Below are 18,708 nucleotides of genomic sequence, written 5' to 3'. Positions count from 1 at the left end.
GGTCGCAAGGATGCGGCTCTATTTTTGTTTGTCCAGTGCAAACCATACCGTTCCACCAATACCCACCAGAAAATAAGCGGCTATCTTCAGATTTTCGCTTACTCCCAAAAAGTGCAATAGTGATATTGCCAGCACTCCACCGACTACCCAACACAACGGGAAATAGAAGATCACCTTTATATAAGCTAAAAAACCGTCTTTCTGTTCATCCATCCTGTCTTTCCCTTTTAATTTTGTGAGAACTAACCGATAATACCACGCCTTAAAACGATCGCTGTGGCGAAATCATTTTTAAGGGCAAAAATTCAAGTGTGTACATATTTGAGTACATATTTACCAAAATCACTAAACTGGCTGATTATAATTATAGTCTATACAATGACTTACAACATTTTGAAAAGTTGTCTTTTATAATCCGCGCGAATTACAAAAACATGCTATTTAAAGGAAGCTTAACCATGGCTATCGAACGTACTTTTTCTATCGTAAAACCAGATGCTGTTGCAAAAAACAAAATCGGTGCAATCTACAGCCGTTTCGAAGACGCTGGTCTGAAAATTGTTGCTGCAAAAATGCTACACCTGACTAAAGAGCAAGCAGAAGGTTTCTACGCTGAGCACAGCGAGCGTCCTTTCTTTGGTGCATTAGTTGAATTCATGACTTCTGGTCCTATCACTGTTCAAGTTTTAGAAGGTGAAAACGCAGTTTTAGCTCACCGTGAAATCTTGGGTGCTACAAACCCAGCTGAAGCAGCTGAAGGTACTATCCGTGCTGATTTTGCTAACAGCATCGATGAGAACGCTGCTCACGGTTCTGACTCTCTTGCTTCTGCAGAGCGTGAAATTGCTTATTTCTTCAGCCCAGAAGAAATCAAGCCACGCACTCGTTAATTTTTGAGTTATAAATTTTTAAAAGCCCACTTTTAGTGGGTTTTTTATTTAATGCGTCTTAATTTTTGTCTTTATTCAACTCAGTCACTACGATTATTTATCTTGATTACAACATTCTAATTAGAGTGTTTCTAAGTACCACATGCTTTTTTTAAATTGCGAAATATGTATCTTAAAAGTAATGCTGAGTATCAAATAGTATTAACCTTATTTAAAGATAATGTAAGCGCTGTAATTTAGTTTTCTAAACTGTGATCTGTGACACGGTATGGCCTTTTTTGTTACTCATATCCCTGATTGGCATCTGTTAGTATTTTTCCCCTAAATAGAATTCAATTTTTTTCGTCAACACTTATGTTCTTCATCTGGACGAGTTAAAGAACAACCAATTAATTGAATTCTTATGTCAAGGCTAGCTACTTCAGAAATTTATCGCTTTTATATGGGCAAGCTTTCCAACTTCTTTTAGTCTGAAGCTAGCGCTCCGAGCAATACAATTTATGTCAGTGGTTATCCCTTGGTTGATAGTGATATCGTTTATCCCAATACAGAAGATGAATCCGGTCATGGATGTAAAGTTTCAACAAACTGAGCTCTCTGGAGAGCTTAAGGAGAAAAATTTCAACTAAACCTGAGCGTGAACTGTGAACTGAATTAAGTTAATGGATTACGACTCAGATTCTCTATGTCAGGGCTGACTTATTTTTAAAAACAAGGCTATTTAGCCAAGAGGTTTTTGCAAATGAGTACGAAATTGATAAAAACATTAACGGCGACGGCAGTCGTATTTGCTTTATTTGGTTGTGGCAGCAGTCACAAACATCATAAAAACCCCGCTCCAAACCCTAAAGAACCATTTGTGCTGAATGTCATTCATATGAATGATCTACATTCACAATTTGATGGCGTTGATGGACAGTTTTTAATGGGGAAAGACTCTGTTAATAAACAGAAGTTTTACACTACATTTGGTGGTTACCCGAGAGTGTTGCAACAAGTTAATGACGATATTGCTGCGAGTGATAAGTCACAAACTGCATCATTGATTCTTAATGCTGGTGATCCTTTACAAGGGAGTATTTATTTCCAAACATTTAATGGCGAAGCTAATGCCAATCTTCTGAAAAATATGAAGATCGATGCAATGGCAGTAGGTAATCATGAGTTTGATTTAGGTACACCCGCTCTAAAAATGCTAGCAACTACCGTTAACTTTCCGATGTTGGCTGACAACATGGATGCATCTAAAAACGATGACTTAAAAGATGTTTCCTCCATAAAGTCTTATCAGTTGTTTGCATATAAAGGCGCAAGCAAGAGAAAGATAGGCAATGTTTCAGATGCAAAAAGCGGTGAAGTTGTTGTCGCTGTCATTGGCGTTGCTCTTGAAAATATGGGTGACTTTGTAAGTGATAGTAATTTTGCGGGTGTGACGTTCAGCAGTGAAATTGAAAGCACTCAAAAAGAAATTGATACCCTAAAAATATTGGGGGTTGATAAAGTTGTTGTGGTTTCTCATATTGGATTAGCGGCAGATAAAAAGTTGGCTCAAGGTACAACAGGTATTGATTTAATCGTTGGAGGGCATTCTCATACCTTATTGGGAGACTTTACTAATATCGGTTTAACCGATAACGGTGAATACGCAGAAATGTTGTCGCAAAAAACGGGTGATGCTAAGACCTGTATTGTACAAGCCGGTAGCAATGCTCAAGCAGTAGGTGAAGTTCAAGTTCAATTTGATAAAGATGGAAATGTCGAGACTTGCCAAGGTCACAATACATTACTTTCAGCGGATGAGTTTTATAGTGATGAATCGCAACAGACTAAAGTCACAGATGAAACTAAAGCTGAAATTGAAAATTATATTTCAGGTTTAGAAAATAAAGATTTAAAAATAGTAACTGAAAACCCTGATTTACGCTCACAAATAGATACTGATTATAAGAACAGCCAACAATATCAAGATGCCATAGGCTCACAAATTGGCGTATCTGCGCATACTATTTATCAAGTACGTAGACCTGGTGATTTAAGTGAAGTTGGCAACTATCAAGAACCAATTGATACTACGGTGAATGAATGTTCAGCAACAGGTTCTAAATTACGTTGTTATCACGGTTCACAAGTCGCTCCTCTTGTTGGTCAAGCATTCTTAGATTGGCTCAACTCAGATGATGTTCAAAATGCGCTTGATGCCACAAATGGAAGGCATGTAGATGTTGCTCTAGTTGCTGCTGGTGGTGTGAGAACCAATATAAAATCGGGTGCGTTTTATGAAGGGAATATCCGTTTAGAGATGTTGCCGTTCAAAAACCATTTAACAGTAATGACGATTACAGGGGCTGAACTGAAAAGTGTCTTGATGTCGACGATCGCACCTGTATTAGATGCTACTGCGCATGCAGGTAAGTTCCCATATGTCGCAGGTATGAGATATACATTTGTGCAGTCAGCCAGTGATAATACAATAGGTACTTTCTCTCAGTTGCAACTGAAACAAACAAGTGAGGATGGTACTGTTTCATGGCAAAATATTAATGACGCTGACTCATATACCATTGCAGTAGGCAATTATAATGCTAATGGTAATGACGGTTGGAGTGAATTAGCAAAAGCTGAAGCAAAAGGCGATGGCACAACTACGAACCGTCAAGATGTGTACTTTGACGTAGATCCTAAGACTAGTGTTCGTACGCCAGCTGTCAAGTCGGTCACAATGACTGCTACTGAGAAAGATGGCAAAACAACTTACACACCTGTGGGTGAACCTGAGTGCAGTGGTAATACCTTTTGTGATTCCGACGCTCAGTCATTTATTAACTTTAGTAAAGCACTAGGCGATACAGAGCTTGTTCCGAGCACTGAGAAAAACACAACACTCGTTTTTCAACCTAAATAAAGGTTATTAGAGCACTACGTTTAAAGGTGACGAATTTATTTCGTCATCTTTGTTTTATTGCCTTTGTAAAAGAATTGAAGTAAGCCAATGATAAAAATGGATGTTAGCATCACTCCAGCAAAAGGAACGGCTGTTCCAGTATATAAGATAGCGAGAATTGGGCCTGCAAGAGCACCACAACCAAATCTCAGCGTCCCGATTACTGCCGTAGCAGTGCCGGTTTCATTCTTAAATTTTAGCAATACGATAGCGTCACAACTTACAGAGATAATTCCTAATGAACCCATTAGAGGCATCAAGAATACCATAGTGTAGATATAATCTAATTGCAGCCAATTAACTAACGTTAGTCCGCTCGCAGTGATTAACCCGATAACTATCCCCCCTTTTAGCATGACTTTAGAACCAAATTTCGGAGATAGACGGGAGTTAATGACATTGGCAAACATTAACGAACCAACATTGAGACTAAATAAAGTTGAAAACGTCAGCTTATCAACTTTAAAAACTTCCATAAACACAAATGATGATGCTGTTAGATAGCAGAAGAATGCAAATGAAGTCAGAACGCCTGAAGCGATGTATGCTCTGACGCCTGGTTTGGTGAATACTGTTTTATATGCACCTAAAAAGCTTTTCTCAGTTCTTACTGATTTATCTTTGTCGCTCGACATTTTTAGTTTGAAAAGCACAAAAAACAATAGGACAAAAGCGTAAATCGATAGAATTCTAAAAATCCAATGCCAATTTAAAACATCTAAAATTAACGTGCCTATTGCTGGGGCAATCAATGGCGCTAGCATCATGATTAAACTGACATACGACATGCCTTTAGCGGTATTTTCTTTATATGTCTCTTTGATGTAACCCGGAATGACTACCGTAGCTGCTGCACCAACAAATGCCTGAAAAAATCGCAATATGAAAAACACATCCATATTGCTACTAAAGCTTAAGGCCAAACTGATGAGGCAAAAACAGCTTAAACCAAAAATAACGAGTGGCCTTCGGCCAAATTTATCCGCTAAATACCCAAAGCAGAGCATTCCTAAACCATATCCTGCTAGATAGGTGCTCAAGCTTTGCTGAACAATTGTGACGTCGGTACCAAACTCTCGAGCTATTTCGGTTAATGCTGGTAAGTACATATCTATAGCTAAAGGTGTAATTGCCACAATACTGGCAAGTAACGGCAATAGCAGCCATCTAGGAAGTTGGTTTGAAGATTGGAGATTAGTCATAAAAACTCTAAGAAAGAAATATAAAACGAATAACGCTTCTAGTTTAGAGGAATAAGCGTTTATTAGGGCTGAAATCCAAGGGTAGGATTATATCTTAAATCTGGCTGATGATTAGTGATCTTTTTTGTCTTCTATCTTAAAAAAGTCAGCCGGGTTTTCAATATTTTCGAAAGGAAGAGATGCTTGGTATATGTAATACCCTATTGGACCGAACAAAATTCCCATTACAGACCACTTTAATTTTTTGCTTGGTGGAATTGGAGCGTCAGATATAGCGGGTTTTATAGCAAAAATGGCATGGAGTATTAAAAGAAAAACGACCATATACCAAATTTGAAGCTCCACATTTCCAAACATAGTCATTGTCTTAAGTTCCGTATATGATCAATTGATAATAAAACCACTTACAATGTACATTTATTTGGCTTATTTTCCAAATAAATATTCTTTGTTATTCATAAGCCATGGTTCGAATTTTTCCATTGCAATTTCAAACTCTTTCGATGATTGCCAATACGCTAACCACTTCTTCAAATATGGAAATTCCTGGGATTCAATCCAAGCTTTATCGACGAGAGAAAACTGTCTAACAAATGGAAAAATGGCAATATCTGCAAGACAAGGCTGTTTAGAATATAGGAAAACATTGTTTTCTAGCAAGGCTTCTAATCTAGATAAAAATTTTTCACCTTGTTCTTGATAATATTCCTGAGGTTGTTCGGGGAAACGGTCACAGTACTTATACTTATCTAGCCATAATTTAAATTCTGCATCGTTTTGTGCGATTAAGCTGTCCATATTGATGACACGTTGACCATCCCCTTTTCTGAGTATATTACTCGAGTCATTCTGGTTCAATGCCCAATGCATAATATCCAAGCTTTCGTCGATAACTAGAATCGGTGTGTTTTCCTCAAGTTTTACAAACACAGGAACAGTGCCTTTAGGCGATGCATCAAGCATTGCTTGAGGTTTATTTTTAAGCTCAATTTCTCGTAAGGTAACTTTTACTCCTGCAAAGAGAATCGCAAGTCGGGCCCTCATGGCATAAGGGCAGCGTCTGAATGAATAAAGAATATTAGTGTGCATAGAGTTTTATTATTTAAATTGTGATCAAAGTTTAGTTTTAAAGTAGATGCAACTCAATACCTAAATCGGCAATCGACTTTTGCTCTCTAAGTAGATCGTTAATTAATAGGGTGTTTTTTTTAGTATTTTTAGGTAGCGTTAAAAATAGTTTATTTTCAATCGCCTTAGCATCTCTAAAATCAAACCTAAGGCTCACTCGCCCTAAATTCAGTAATACTGCAATGCGTAAAATTGAGGATATATATCGAGTACTCTTTATTAATTCGGGATCAAGTTCATCAAAAGAAGGTAAATGCGGGCGTTTTCGATGATTGCGAATTAATACTGATAACTGCTGCTGTAGTGGTTCACTAAAACCAGGTAAGTCACTGTTCTGTATTATGTAGCCACCATGTTGATGATGCTGTCTTGAGTTGATGTGTATACCAATTTCATGCAAAGTAGATGCAAAAAGTAACAGCCTTGCAAAACCCCTGAGTTGCCATTCGTCAGCAACATGTTCAAATAACTCCATTGCGGTGTTACAGACCTTTCCTGCATGCGGCATATCAATATGGTATAGACGCGCAATGCTGTCTACCGTCCTCATTTGCACATCATGATATTGCCCAATTTTGGCGAGCTCGAATAAAACGCCTTCACGAAGCGCAAAAGGTGAGAATTCGAGTTTTTTTACATTTAATCGTTTGAAAAAGCTGATAAGAATTGCGATAGCAGCTGGCAGTAGGACTTTGCGTCTATCGTCAATATTTTCAAAGGTAATGTTACTTGTGTGCCCAGCGGCTATGAGATCTGTTTTTAATTGTTTTAACGATTTTAAAGTGATGTGGTCAAGTTGATACTTTTCTTTTAATGCAGTAGCGACGGCTTTAACTGAGCCAGAACTACCAAGTGCCAAATCCCAATTGCCTGAAAGGTAATCTTTTGACAATGAAGAAAGTTCGCTATCTGCCGCAATCATTGCAGCTTTAAAGTTGTCTTTTGTTAACTCATCTGTTCGAAAATAACGTTCGTGATAGCTTACACACCCGCATTTTAAGCTGGAGAGGCGAGTAGGAGTGATTTTTTTTCCTATAACAACTTCTGTAGAACCACCACCAATATCGATAATTAAATTTTTAGGCCTTAAAACTTGGTTATGAGCAATCCCACTATAAATGAGTCTTGCTTCCTCGTGACCGGAAATTATTTCAATCTCATAAGGAAAGACATCTAGAGCTTGTTCTAAAAAATCGTGGGCGTTGTTAGCAACTCTTAAAGTGTGTGTTGCAACAGGCTTAACTTGAGTTTCCGTGAGCTCAGAGAACCTTAATCTAAATTCTTTTAAGCAATTGATCCCTCTAGCAATGGCCTCTTTACTTAAATTGTTATTTTCATCTAACCCTTGAGCCAATTGCACTTGCTTTTTTTCTTTGTGAAGAATTTGCAAACTGCCATCTTGCTCACGGGCAATGACCAAGTGAAAGCTATTGGAACCCATGTCAATGGCAACAAAATGTTTATGCCGATGTTTAAGTTCTGTCATTTGTTGTCCAAATTAAAGCCATATCACTCATTCTTGAATTAAAATGATTTTAAATCAAGGTAGACTTTTCTAGATTTCTCAAAAATTCGAAAACAACTTCTTGAGATCTTATTTTTTTCTTATTACCTCGTTTTTTGTATGGGTTCGACTGTGCATGATCGAGAATTCTGGACTTAGTGTTATCGCTAAATTGTATGTTCATCAATGACTGAATCATCATTTTCAAGTTTTCACTGTAAATAGGCACGCCAACTTCAACTCGATTATCAATGTTTCGTGTCATCCAGTCAGCAGAGCATAAGTACATTTTTTGTTTACCATTACCATGAAATATCATCACTCGAGAGTGTTCTAGGTATCGATCAACAATACTGTATATCTCAATGTTCTTTGACACAGAATCTTTGCATGGTAATAGAGAGCACATTCCTCTAATTAAGAGTTTTACTTTTACACCAGAAGACGCAGCTGCATATAGCTTCTTAATAAGTTGCTTATCAACGAGGTTATTGAGCTTTAAAGTTATCGAGGCTTCCAACCCATCTTTAGCACTTCTTATTTCATCATCAACTAATCGATTTAGGCGTTTTCGCGAGTTGTATGGTGAAACAATCAAATGGTTGAATCTGTAGTGTTTATATGGATGTTGGATGAGGTCAAAGACATTTTCAACTTCTTTTGTTATTTCTTCGTTAGCCGTAAATAAAGATAAGTCAGTGTATATTCTTGCCGTTTTCTCATTGAAATTTCCAGAGCCAATATGACAATAGAGCTTTGTTTGCTTATCTTCTTGACGATGAATTAAGCATAGTTTTGCATGGATTTTTAAGTTCGGAATTCCGTGATGTACCTTTACTCCGGCCTCTACAAGTAATTTTGTCCATTCAATATTCGCTTCTTCATCAAAACGGGCTGTTAATTCTAAAATTACCGTGACTTGTTTTCCGTTACGTACTGCATCAATAAGAGAGTTAATAACACGAGATTTTTTTGCAACTCGATAAAGTGAAATTGTTATCGACTTCACTGCAGGATCATAGGCGGCTTGACGAATGAGTTCGGTGAAGTAGGCAAATTTATGGTATGGATAATTTAAAAGAATATCACTTTTTGCGATGGCTTCAAAAGCGTTAGCTGATTGATCAAATCTGGCCGAATTTAATGCGACTTTTTTATCGTATTCTAAATGCTTACGGCTTGGGTTAGGAAAAGCAATAAAATCTTTGAAGCTATGATAACGCCCGCCCGGTACTAGAAATTCAGTTAAGCTAATGTTTAATTGGTTTTTTAATATCAGCAGCATATGCTCTGGCATTTCTTTGTCATAAACCAGCCTGACGGGTTCAGCGGTAAGACGTTTTTTTACGCCTTTAGTCATTTTTTCTAGCTGAGTTTGTTCAAGCTCATCTGTGATGTCGAAGTCTGCATCACGGGTAAGCTTCATCGAATAAACATCGATATCATCATAATCAAAAAAAGGCTTAAAAAGTTCATCTGCACAATGACGAATAATATTATCGAGTAAAATAAGGTATTTCTTTGATTTACTGCTTTCTGATGGCAGGGATACAAATCGAGGTACACTTTTTGTAGGTACTTCTATTAGTATATATTGGTGCTTTTTTTCTTTATGTAAGCAGACAAAAAGATAGGTCATTGTGTCAGACATCTGCTTGGTTAAATCTCTATTTTTGTTTACAGAAATTGGGGTGATATGACGTTTTAGCTGGTCATTGAAATAACCTTTTAACCAGATACTTTGAAACTCTGAAAGTTGTTTTTCACTTATCAGGAAGATGTTTTTCCTGATCAATTCCCTCATTAAAATGTTGTATGTTTCATCAAATCTAACTTGTAGCTCTAATACTTTCTGTTGAATTCGAGCCATTAAAGTTTGGTTGTGATGGGCTTTTTTTGATTCAATTGAATCGATAAGAATTGCACGTCGAACAGCTGCAACTCGCACCCTGAAAAATTCATCCATGTTACTCGAGAATATGCCTAAAAATCGTACTCGTTCGATGAGAGGTACATTCTCATCGCAAGCTTCCTGCAGGACTCTCTCGTTGAATGATAACCAGGAAAGCTCTTTTGGCATAAGTTGTACATGATCAGAGTTAGACACTACAATGACTCCCTTAATAGAGTATCGTTTATGGTTATTTATTGTTTTTAATACTTTTATCCTATTTTTTAATCGTTACACTAATATGACATTATGATGCATTTGTTACAATTTTAGCTTATTCAGGGAAACCTAGTAGAGTAAAGCTTCCGTTTTTAGCATTATAAAAAAGGTGAGGAACTTTGGAATCAGGTAAGTTCTCAAATCCTTTTTTATAATAAAAATTGCATTGGCTTGTTCTTCCTGCGTACTGCGCAATGATATCTCCGTTTGAGTTTGATACTGATTGGTCATAATTTACGACATTCAGTTCAGTATCAACAACCGCATTAAATGTAACTCGACAGTCGGTTGAACTGTTTATTCTTCCATCATTTATTTCAGCTTCGGGAAAGCAGTTTTTATGACCGCTAGGCCGACTTAAAAGTCCGGCTTCATGAATTTTACGGACAAATTCGGCATTTCCAGGATCACTATTTTTATAATTAATTCCTAAAAGCCCTGCAGAAATGCATTTATACCTGAAATGCAAAGCACCGACTTCAAATTGTTTTAATGCATGTTTAGCTGTGGAGTAACCCGCATCATAATTGATAGAAACAAGTTTTGGGAGTGCGGTTACACTTAAAGTACCGAGTATCAAAGTGACTACGACTAACTCGATTAGAGTAAAACCACGTATTGACAAATCTAACCTCAAATAAACGTTATTTAGCTATCCTTGCCAATATTTTTTTTACTGTAGAACCACATTACAGCAGGCTTTAACAAAAAAAGAAATACAAAAAGAATGAGTCCGATTGATAAGCCAACAAGTGGATTTTCTTTTGTTGCCCAGAGTATCCATTCCATTTTAACAACCTCATAAGCTATAACATTGTTATTTTTACAAAATGAACGTTAAAGCATTCTGATATTGATCAAACTTCTGTTGATTAGAACTTTCTAATTTATAATCGACTGAAAGCAGCTTCTAAGTCGGCAATTAAGTCTCTAGGGTCTTCCAAACCAATATGTAATCGAACAACAAAGCTATTTTTTGGCCATGGTGTTGCAGAGCGAATTTTCGATAAATTAAAAGCAGGGATGATTAGGCTTTCATAACCGCCCCAAGAGAAGCCCATTTTGAATAGCGTCATACCTTCAACAAAGTGCTTTAATTGAGTTTTCGACACTCCTGTTAATACAAAAGAAAACAATCCATTTGAAGCGGAAAAGTCACGTTTAAAAAACTCATGTCCTGGACAAGATTCGAAAGCGGGGTGGCGAATATGATCCACTTCAGGCCTTTTTTGTAGCCAAGTAGCTACTTCGCTCGCACTGCGTTCATGTTGATTCATTCTTACGGCTAAAGTTCTTAAACCACGGTGAGCTAAATAAGCATCGTCAGGCGATACACATTGACCAAGCGCATAAGATCGAGCTTTTAGCTGTGGCCATAACGTCTCAGTTGTTGTTGCTGTTCCCATCATCACGTCTGAGTGACCAACAATGTATTTAGTCGCAGCTTGAATTGAAACATCAATACCAAGTTCAAAGGGACGACAATTGATAGGTGATGCCCAAGTATTATCTAAAAACGTGAGGATGTTATATTGGTGAGCAATTTTACAAAGCGTTGGAACATCTTGAACTTCCATCGTCAAAGAGCCGGGAGATTCTAAAAATAAAATTTTTGTATTGGGTTGAATTAATGTACCTATAGCGGAGCCAATCATAGGGTCGTAGTAAGTCGTTTCTACACCAAAATCTTTAAGAATTGTTTCGCAGAAATGCCTTGTTGGTTCATAGACACTATCCACCATTAGTAGATGATCACCCGCAGATAAAAAAGATAATAAAGCACAGCTAATAGCAGCTGCACCAGAAGGGTACAACGCAGTGGCATGACCGCCTTCTAATTCAGCAATCGCTTCTTGAAGAGCGAATTGAGTTGGGGTTCCTCGGCGCCCATAAGCGAGTTTATTCTCAGAACCATTTTTAACGGCGTTATACATTTCGTCTAGAGTATCAAAAAGCACAGTCGAGGCACGATATACAGGCGTATTAACCACACCTTTATTCCAGTCTTTGTTTCGACCAGAAGTGATAATTTTCGTTTGTTTAGTGTGCTTTTCTTTTGTCATTATGATTCTCTATATTTTGGGAACAAAACGGTAACTAAAACTCCGTCAACATCAGTTCTATTTTTAGCTGAAATACTGCCATTATGAAATTCGGCAATTAATTTAGCGATATACAATCCGAACCCTAAATGGGGGGGGGAATTTGAGTTATTCTCTCTTATCGAAATGAGTGAGCTAAAGATTTCGTTTTCCATTCCAAGAGGTAATTTTGGCCCTTCATTAGTGACTGAAACAATAACGGCATCAGAATCCTGAGTTACGGAAATCTCTATTGGACGTCTAGATGTTGAGAAGTCTATCGCATTGGATATGAGCTTGTCTAATAATTGTGCGAAATATTCGGGAACACCATCTACATAAACAACTTTTGTATTATTGGTTAGCGTAAAGAGAGAGTCAGGAAATCCCAATTGATATCCTTCTACTAAACCGTTTACGACCTCGCTTAAATTGAACACTTCTCTATTTTCGTTTTGTAGGCTGGATTCAATACGGGAAGCTTCTGTCATACTGTTGAGAATTAGACTTAATCTTTTTAAACCTTCTTGTGCTCTAACGATGTATTTATCTGCTTGTGGGTTTGAGCCTGTGAGTTGAATGTGCTCAAGTGATGAACGAACTACTGTAATTGGTGTTCTGAGTTCATGTCCGAGCCGTGAGCTCATTTTTTCAAGATAAAGGTTATATTGCCCAAGTTGTTGAAGTACCTCTTGGAAGCTGCGACCTAAATCACCAATTTCGTCTTGAGTCTGAGATTGGTAGGTGAAATCGTTGAACTTTCCTTTATGATCAACGGCATCTTTAGCGTCGTTTCTGAGCCGAGTTATCCGGTTTGAAATGTTAGAAGCAAAAAGTATAATGGCGGCGCTAGCGAGCAGTAATACGATAAATACCGTATTGAGTAAAGATTGCATCGCATTGTTACGTAATGCTCTAATTCCCATTGTTGATTGTTCTGCTATCACAACGCCGACAACATTATTCTGTTGCCAAATCGGGGTTGCTGATGCCAAAATTTCAGCTTTGTTATCGGGAGTATAATACTTCTCACTTATTGTAAATCCACTCATGGCACGGTTCACGATTGGTGAGTCAATGTGAGTAGCGTTGTTGAATGGGTCCACAAAATTGGTGTCAGTATTTTGCTCGAATAATCGGAAGAGTGGGGCAAGCATAGCACTTAAATAATTTTCTGATTTTTTAATATTGGTTGCAGTATTCCAGCTGTTTTGTGCATCATGAATACTGCCTCCAGAAGCGAGCACTTGACCGACACTGTTTAATACCCAAATTCTGGCTTCTGTGTAGCTTAAAGCGTTGACAACAGACTCGATGGTTTCTGAAGGTTTGTTTAAATTTCCTAAGTTATGAACTGAATTTATCGGACTTGATGCCAAGACAGCGTTGCTTTCAGTTGGGTTGTTTTTATTTGCAAAATACGCCGAGAATGAAAACTTATCGCCCAATTCTTTTGAGGGAATGCTCAACACTAAATCAAAGCCAATAGGCGTCTCACGCCAAAAACCTTGGTAGTCAGATTGCAATGTTTGAGGAACGATCATCGCTGGGTTCGTTGGAAGTAATGCTAAATTAAGTGATTTATTTTGATTTATTGAGACGATAAAGCGTTTAAGATTCTCATTCTTATCTGTTGTTGCAATGATCAAGTGGTCGCCAACATCGAAACGAAAACTGCCTTTTGCTTGTGTTGAGATACTCGGTGTTTTTACGGATAAAACTAGGTATGAATCAGTATCAAAGTTTCCAATCATGGCGTTAATTGCATAATCTTCTTTTTTTACTGTTTTGGTTTTGTAAGTAATGAAGCTGGACGAAAAGTATTTAAATTTGTCTTTTCCCGTCAGCAGTAACTTGTCGATTGAACCTTCAAAGACGGCCTGTTTTAATGAGTAATTATAGAAATCCTTTTCTCTTTGTTGGACTAAATTTCTGTTCAGTTGAGAAAATAGAGTAGGGCGTTGATGTAAAGCGGTTGCAACGGCCTGACTTGTTGACGTTAACGAATGTTGTTGGCTGAGTTTTAGATAATTATCAATTTCCCAAAGGTATCGGTACCCAAACCAAGGGAGCACAGCAAAAAAGATAACGATGATAAAAAGCTTGGTTCTGATACTGATTCTGGGATGAAGTAATTTTTTAAAACGGATCATGAAGATTGATCCCATCGATAACCCATTCCATAAACTGTATTGATACAGTCAAACTTTGAGTCACTTTTTATAAACTTTTTTCGTACTCGTTTAATGTGGGAGGTAATCGTACTGTCATCAACATAAATCTTAGCGTCTGACATTAAATCATTACGGCTACGAACATGGCCAGGCCTTTTTGCTAAAGCATAAACCATCCAAAATTCAGTAACAGTCAACTCAATAAGCTGTTCGGCCCAGAAAACTTGCATTTTATCTACATCAATTAACAGTTGATGATGCCTTATTGTTTCTGTTTGGGCAGGTTGGGATGCAGCTTCAGATCTTCGAAACAGTGCCGCTATTCTTGCGAGTAGATGTGGGAAGCTGGTGTCTTTACTTAAATAATCATCAGCACCTAAACGCAGTCCACTCACGACATCAAAGTCACTGTCACGCGCCGTTAAGAAGATGATTGGAAGTGTGGCAGATTGCGCTCTCAAACTTTGGCATAACAAGAAGCCTCCATCGAGCTCATCTTCAAGTCCGATGTCAATAATGGCTATATCAGGTAAGCGGATATTGAACGCTTCAACCGCTTGCTTTCTATTAGCGAAGCCTTGAACTTGATAACCGTGGCTTTCTAGTAGCTCTTTATAGTTTTCTCGAATGATTGCTTCATCTTCAACTATGGCAATTCTTTTCATTTTCAATACGTCGTAGTTCTATATGTAGCAAACTATACCCAAATCAATTTGAAAATTCATAACAAAGCGTTAATTGCCATTTTTTCGCCACATTTGATCATCCAATTGACAGAATTAAATTATGTTAATGCATCCAATGTAGTCATCATTAGTTGTTATTTTATATCGCAGGTTAAGTACAATTTTATTTTATGGCTGAAAGTTTAAGTTCAACAAGTCGAAATTACACTCAATTTATCGCAATTGATGTTGAGGCTTTGCCTGCCCATAAAAAAGTTGAAATGGAAAGATTAAATGATTATGAAGTTTTTCAAAAAGCATCAAAAAAGCCAATTGGAAGCTTATGGGAAAGATTTTTTAAGCGATCAGATAAAGCGTTTATTTTTACAAAAGAAGTTTTAGATGAAAACAGATTGCAACCAATTTCTTACTCGGTTAATCAATCTGAGGAAAGTGTCGCTAGGACACTGGCGATAAATAATGTCTATTTTAACCCAAGTGATGAAACCGAGCTTATTAAATTAAGAGATAGGTTAAGAGATCTTTTCCCATCATCAAGACATTGTTTTGTTGTCGAGCTGATGACAAATAAAGAAGAGCAATCAATCTTATGTTTACTGGTTGTCGATTACAGTTGTAGAAAAAAAACACAAATTGCATTCGTCCCTTACACGTTGAAATGTGAAGAGAGAGTAATAGAAATTACTAAAGACACAGAAGAAAAACTGTGTGAATTACCTGTATTTAAAGAAGAAGAAATATCATTGTTAGAGCTGCTTAAAGAGAGTGAAAAAGTAGACGGTAACCCTGAACATTGGCAATATTATTTAAAGGATGAACGGCTAAAATTTGAAGTGGAATCTTGCCTTGAACTAATGGAGACAAGCCAAATTGTTGATGTGAGATCGCAAAAGTTTATTCATCTATTAGCAAAAATTAACTGGTTAGAAGCACTAGGGGAGGCTTTTAAATTTGAAGAAGCCTTAAGTAATAGTGAGGATAGAGCGGTTGAAGATAAAAATAGTTCTACTTCCTTAGCTGAAGATGAACAGGAGGCTTCTCAAAATCAAACTGATGAAGGCACTGGTGAGTTAATTTCATCCGGAACAGATGTACACTTAGATAATACAAGCCCCCCATTGGAATACATGGATGAAGATCGACTTCAAGTATCTCATTTTCAAGTTATGCCTGTTAAATATGAACCCTCACGAACCGACAACACAATGCCATTAATACAGCCGAGCATTGTTGGGGTAAGGGCGTACAAGCCTATTTCAAGTCCAAGAATCGGTTTACTCGTAAATCTAAATCAAATAGATCCCATAGCTTATAGGTGCCCGCTTTGTATCAGCGGTGCAAAATTGGGTGAACAAAAAATATTTAACGTGCATGTTAGTGTTTGTTCAATGTACCGCAGAGGACCAACGAGTTATTTAACTTTAGTACCTATGATTCCCGAGTTAAATATCTCGGAATGGAAAGTAGTAAAATTTTTTAAACTCAGAGATTATTCAGAGGATGTGATTCCACTTCTAGGAATGACACTTCGTGGCTAAGGATAATTAAACGATTGCCACTTTTTAGCCACATTTGTTCTTCACTTTGCCTTTTTTGCTCCTGAAATACGCCAAATTCTGTTGCTTTAATAGCTTCATCGAAACGATAAGTACCTGACGATAAGTTCTTTGAAAATTATTGTGTTCAGCTTCGGTGCTATACAAAGCGCAATGTAGGGCGCATAGCCGTAGCTCTGTAACTGGAGTTGCAACGCCGTAGAGAGCTAAAACTGGGCACAATAAAATCTTAAGAAACGTATGGTCAGGTACTTATACAGCAAACGAATTTAAAGATTCAACATAAGAACTAGGAGTTCAAAATGAAAAAGTTAGCAATCACAACAATTGTAATCAGCAGCCTTTTAGTTTCATCAAACACTTTTGCTCAGTCAGCAGACCAAGATAAAAAGCATGGTGAAAATGAGCAACTGATCGGTTTTGGCTCAGGCCTTGTGCTCGGAGCCGTAGTCGGTGGACCTGTTGGTGCGGTTATTGGAGCCTTTACTGGTGGTGTAGTAGGAAAAAGCGTCGCTGATGATTCAAAGCTAGATATGCAACAGGCTAAAATTTCGGAACAGCAAGAGAGGCTTGCACGGCTGACGCATAAAAGTGAAAAGTATGATGATCTTGCGCATAGATACAGCATCAGTCAGAAAAAACTTATGCATTTGAGCCAGGCTGATCAAGTTAAATTAAATGAATTAGCTCTTGGGATGAATGTACAGTTTAAGACTGGCTCAGCTGAAATAGAGCCGATTTTCCAAACCCAACTGGATGAGGTGGCACAAGTTATGAAATCTTCACCAAGCTTGAAACTTGATTTGTCTGGTTACGCTGACAGAACAGGCAGCAGTGAGTTCAACCAACAATTATCTGAAAAACGCATGCATCAAGTGAAGGATTACCTTGTAAAAAGTGGCATCGAAGATAATCGTTTAACAACTCAAGCTTATGGCGACACAGCCCCGCTGTCTGCCGAAGCTACATTAGAGGATAACTTTTTCGATCGAAGAGTAACCTTAAAAATCGCACCAGAAGCTGAAGAAAGAGTTATGGCCAAAAATTAAAGGTTACCAATTAGGTACTTAATCCTTCCAGTGGTAAAGCTCGAGTCTCCCCTTATTCGAGCTTTATTCTTGTATTTGATTTGAAAAAAACTCTAAAAAGCGTATGTTTAAATAAACTCTATTTAATTTCCATGAAGTATGAAAGCGATTGTCTATCAAAAAAAATCAGATGAGTTTACTCTTAAAAACCTACCCATTCCCACAATTGAAACTGAATATGACGTGGTCGTTAAAGTGCTGGCGGCTGGCTTAAATCCGGTTGATGCTAAAATTAATTTTTGGCATGGAATGGTTGAGGATATGGATGATGATTTTGTCCCTGGGCTTGATGTAGCAGGTGAAATAACTCAAGTCGGATCATCTGTGACAGAGTGGAAAGTAGGCGATCGAGTGCTTTACCATGGTGATATGCGGCGCAAACATGGCGCATTCGCTGAGTACGCAGTTCACGACAGCCGCACACTTGTTGAACACCCAATTGTCGCTCCTGAAGTTGCAGCGGCAACACCATGTGCGGGTTGGACAGCCATGCATGCTCTGGTTGATAAGCTTCATATTGATATTCGTAAAAGCTTTTTATTAACGGGTGGTTCTGGCGGTGTCGGTGGTTTTGCGTTGCAATTAGCCAGTCACTTTTGTGTCGATAATATTATTACGACTTGTTCAAGCAAAAATCACGAATATGCGTTAAGCCTAGGCGCCGACCATACCGTTGATTATCGTAATGATGTATTAGAAAAAGTGCTTGAACTTACAGACGGAAAAGGAGTTCACGCATCAATGGATTGTGTTGGTGGTGATAATGATATTTTATGCGCAAATGCTCTTGATTACGAAGGACATATGCTCGAACTGGTATCAACAATTAGGCCTTCAGAATATAACGATTCATTTGGTAGAGGTCTAAGCTTCCATCAAGTGAGCTTGGGTTCCGGTCATACTCATGGTGATAAGGGGCGAAAGAGTATTTTAAAATCAGGAAGGCGCTTTACACATCTTGTTAATACAGGTCGAATACAGGTACCTCAACTCAAAATAATTTCAGTTGAGGATGCTCCCGCCGCTTTAAAACAACTTAGAGAAAAACGTACAGTTGGAAAAATTGTTGTGAAGTTTTAGTTGTACTAAATTGAATTGTATCAACCTTTTGCTGTAACTATTCAGCACTCTGAAAGTTAAATGAACAAAATACCTGCACTCAACACACTATTTTTCACGATCATTTGACCGATCTAATCATCATGTCATGCTGTTGATATCATTCATTGAGTTGTAGCTTATTTTGAAAGTTAGTGGCATTGATATTGATGCAACCATTGCATATGTC

At 37.7% G+C, this 18,708-nt stretch carries 15 protein-coding genes; 5 read left to right on the top strand and 10 right to left on the bottom strand.

Features of this window, described 5'->3' with window-relative positions; translation table 11 throughout:
* Positions 1-18: 18 nt before the first annotated feature.
* Entirely contained in the window at positions 19-213 is a 195-nt protein-coding gene (locus tag JQC92_RS02260; RefSeq protein WP_204998119.1) for a hypothetical protein, read from the bottom strand.
* A 245-nt stretch (positions 214-458) separates the two neighbouring features.
* Between JQC92_RS02260 and ndk the strand changes: the two genes are divergently transcribed.
* Entirely contained in the window at positions 459-890 is a 432-nt protein-coding gene (gene ndk, locus JQC92_RS02255) for a nucleoside-diphosphate kinase (protein WP_129947916.1), read from the top strand.
* Positions 891-1,632: 742 nt separating this feature from the next.
* Positions 1,633-3,792 carry a bifunctional metallophosphatase/5'-nucleotidase gene (locus tag JQC92_RS02250; RefSeq protein ID WP_204998118.1) on the top strand — a complete coding sequence of 720 codons (2,160 nt, stop codon included), beginning with the start codon at positions 1,633-1,635 and terminating at the stop codon, positions 3,790-3,792.
* A gap of 35 nt (positions 3,793-3,827) precedes the next feature.
* On the opposite strand, the gene JQC92_RS02245 is transcribed toward JQC92_RS02250, so the two are convergent.
* The 9 genes from JQC92_RS02245 to pdsR form a co-directional block, all read right to left on the bottom strand.
* A complete protein-coding gene (locus JQC92_RS02245; RefSeq protein ID WP_204998117.1) occupies positions 3,828-5,033 on the bottom strand; it encodes a multidrug effflux MFS transporter in 1,206 nt (401 codons plus the stop codon).
* Positions 5,034-5,144: 111 nt separating this feature from the next.
* Entirely contained in the window at positions 5,145-5,396 is a 252-nt protein-coding gene (locus tag JQC92_RS02240) for a hypothetical protein (RefSeq protein ID WP_204998116.1), read from the bottom strand.
* A 63-nt stretch (positions 5,397-5,459) separates the two neighbouring features.
* Positions 5,460-6,122 carry a glutathione S-transferase gene (locus JQC92_RS02235; protein ID WP_204998115.1) on the bottom strand — a complete coding sequence of 221 codons (663 nt, stop codon included), beginning with the start codon at positions 6,120-6,122 and terminating at the stop codon, positions 5,460-5,462.
* A gap of 37 nt (positions 6,123-6,159) precedes the next feature.
* Positions 6,160-7,647 carry a Ppx/GppA phosphatase family protein gene (locus JQC92_RS02230; protein ID WP_204998114.1) on the bottom strand — a complete coding sequence of 496 codons (1,488 nt, stop codon included), beginning with the start codon at positions 7,645-7,647 and terminating at the stop codon, positions 6,160-6,162.
* A gap of 49 nt (positions 7,648-7,696) precedes the next feature.
* The gene (ppk1, locus tag JQC92_RS02225; protein ID WP_204998189.1) at positions 7,697-9,745 is read right to left on the bottom strand and encodes a polyphosphate kinase 1; all 2,049 of its coding nucleotides are present in this window, start codon (positions 9,743-9,745) and stop codon (positions 7,697-7,699) included.
* A gap of 145 nt (positions 9,746-9,890) precedes the next feature.
* A complete protein-coding gene (locus JQC92_RS22880; RefSeq protein WP_276315771.1) occupies positions 9,891-10,460 on the bottom strand; it encodes a type II secretion system protein in 570 nt (189 codons plus the stop codon).
* A gap of 262 nt (positions 10,461-10,722) precedes the next feature.
* A complete protein-coding gene (locus JQC92_RS02215) occupies positions 10,723-11,898 on the bottom strand; it encodes a cystathionine beta-lyase (protein WP_204998112.1) in 1,176 nt (391 codons plus the stop codon).
* A complete protein-coding gene (gene pdsS, locus JQC92_RS02210; RefSeq protein ID WP_204998111.1) occupies positions 11,898-14,069 on the bottom strand; it encodes a proteobacterial dedicated sortase system histidine kinase in 2,172 nt (723 codons plus the stop codon). Before pdsS ends, JQC92_RS02215 begins: the two co-directional genes overlap by 1 nt.
* Positions 14,066-14,755, bottom strand: a complete 690-nt coding sequence (gene pdsR / locus JQC92_RS02205; protein WP_204998110.1) for a proteobacterial dedicated sortase system response regulator — start codon at positions 14,753-14,755, stop codon at positions 14,066-14,068. The genes pdsS and pdsR overlap by 4 nt, the downstream gene beginning before the upstream one ends.
* A gap of 191 nt (positions 14,756-14,946) precedes the next feature.
* Here pdsR and JQC92_RS02200 point away from each other — a divergent pair, with 191 nt between their 5' ends.
* The 3 genes from JQC92_RS02200 to JQC92_RS02190 all read left to right on the top strand — a co-directional run bounded on the left by JQC92_RS02200 (position 14,947) and on the right by JQC92_RS02190 (position 18,500).
* Positions 14,947-16,314, top strand: a complete 1,368-nt coding sequence (locus JQC92_RS02200) for a hypothetical protein (RefSeq protein WP_204998109.1) — start codon at positions 14,947-14,949, stop codon at positions 16,312-16,314.
* A 320-nt stretch (positions 16,315-16,634) separates the two neighbouring features.
* Positions 16,635-17,381: a sortase-associated OmpA-like protein PdsO gene (gene pdsO, locus JQC92_RS02195; protein WP_204998108.1), complete on the top strand. Its 747-nt coding sequence runs from the start codon at positions 16,635-16,637 to the stop codon at positions 17,379-17,381.
* Between the two features lie 138 nt (positions 17,382-17,519).
* Positions 17,520-18,500: an alcohol dehydrogenase catalytic domain-containing protein gene (locus JQC92_RS02190; RefSeq protein WP_204998107.1), complete on the top strand. Its 981-nt coding sequence runs from the start codon at positions 17,520-17,522 to the stop codon at positions 18,498-18,500.
* The last annotated feature ends 208 nt before the right edge of the window (positions 18,501-18,708 follow it).

This window comes from Parashewanella hymeniacidonis (assembly GCF_016900895.1).
GTDB classification, from domain to species: Bacteria; Pseudomonadota; Gammaproteobacteria; order Enterobacterales; family Shewanellaceae; genus Parashewanella; species Parashewanella hymeniacidonis.
This window is presented reverse-complemented; position numbering and strand designations above follow the sequence as displayed.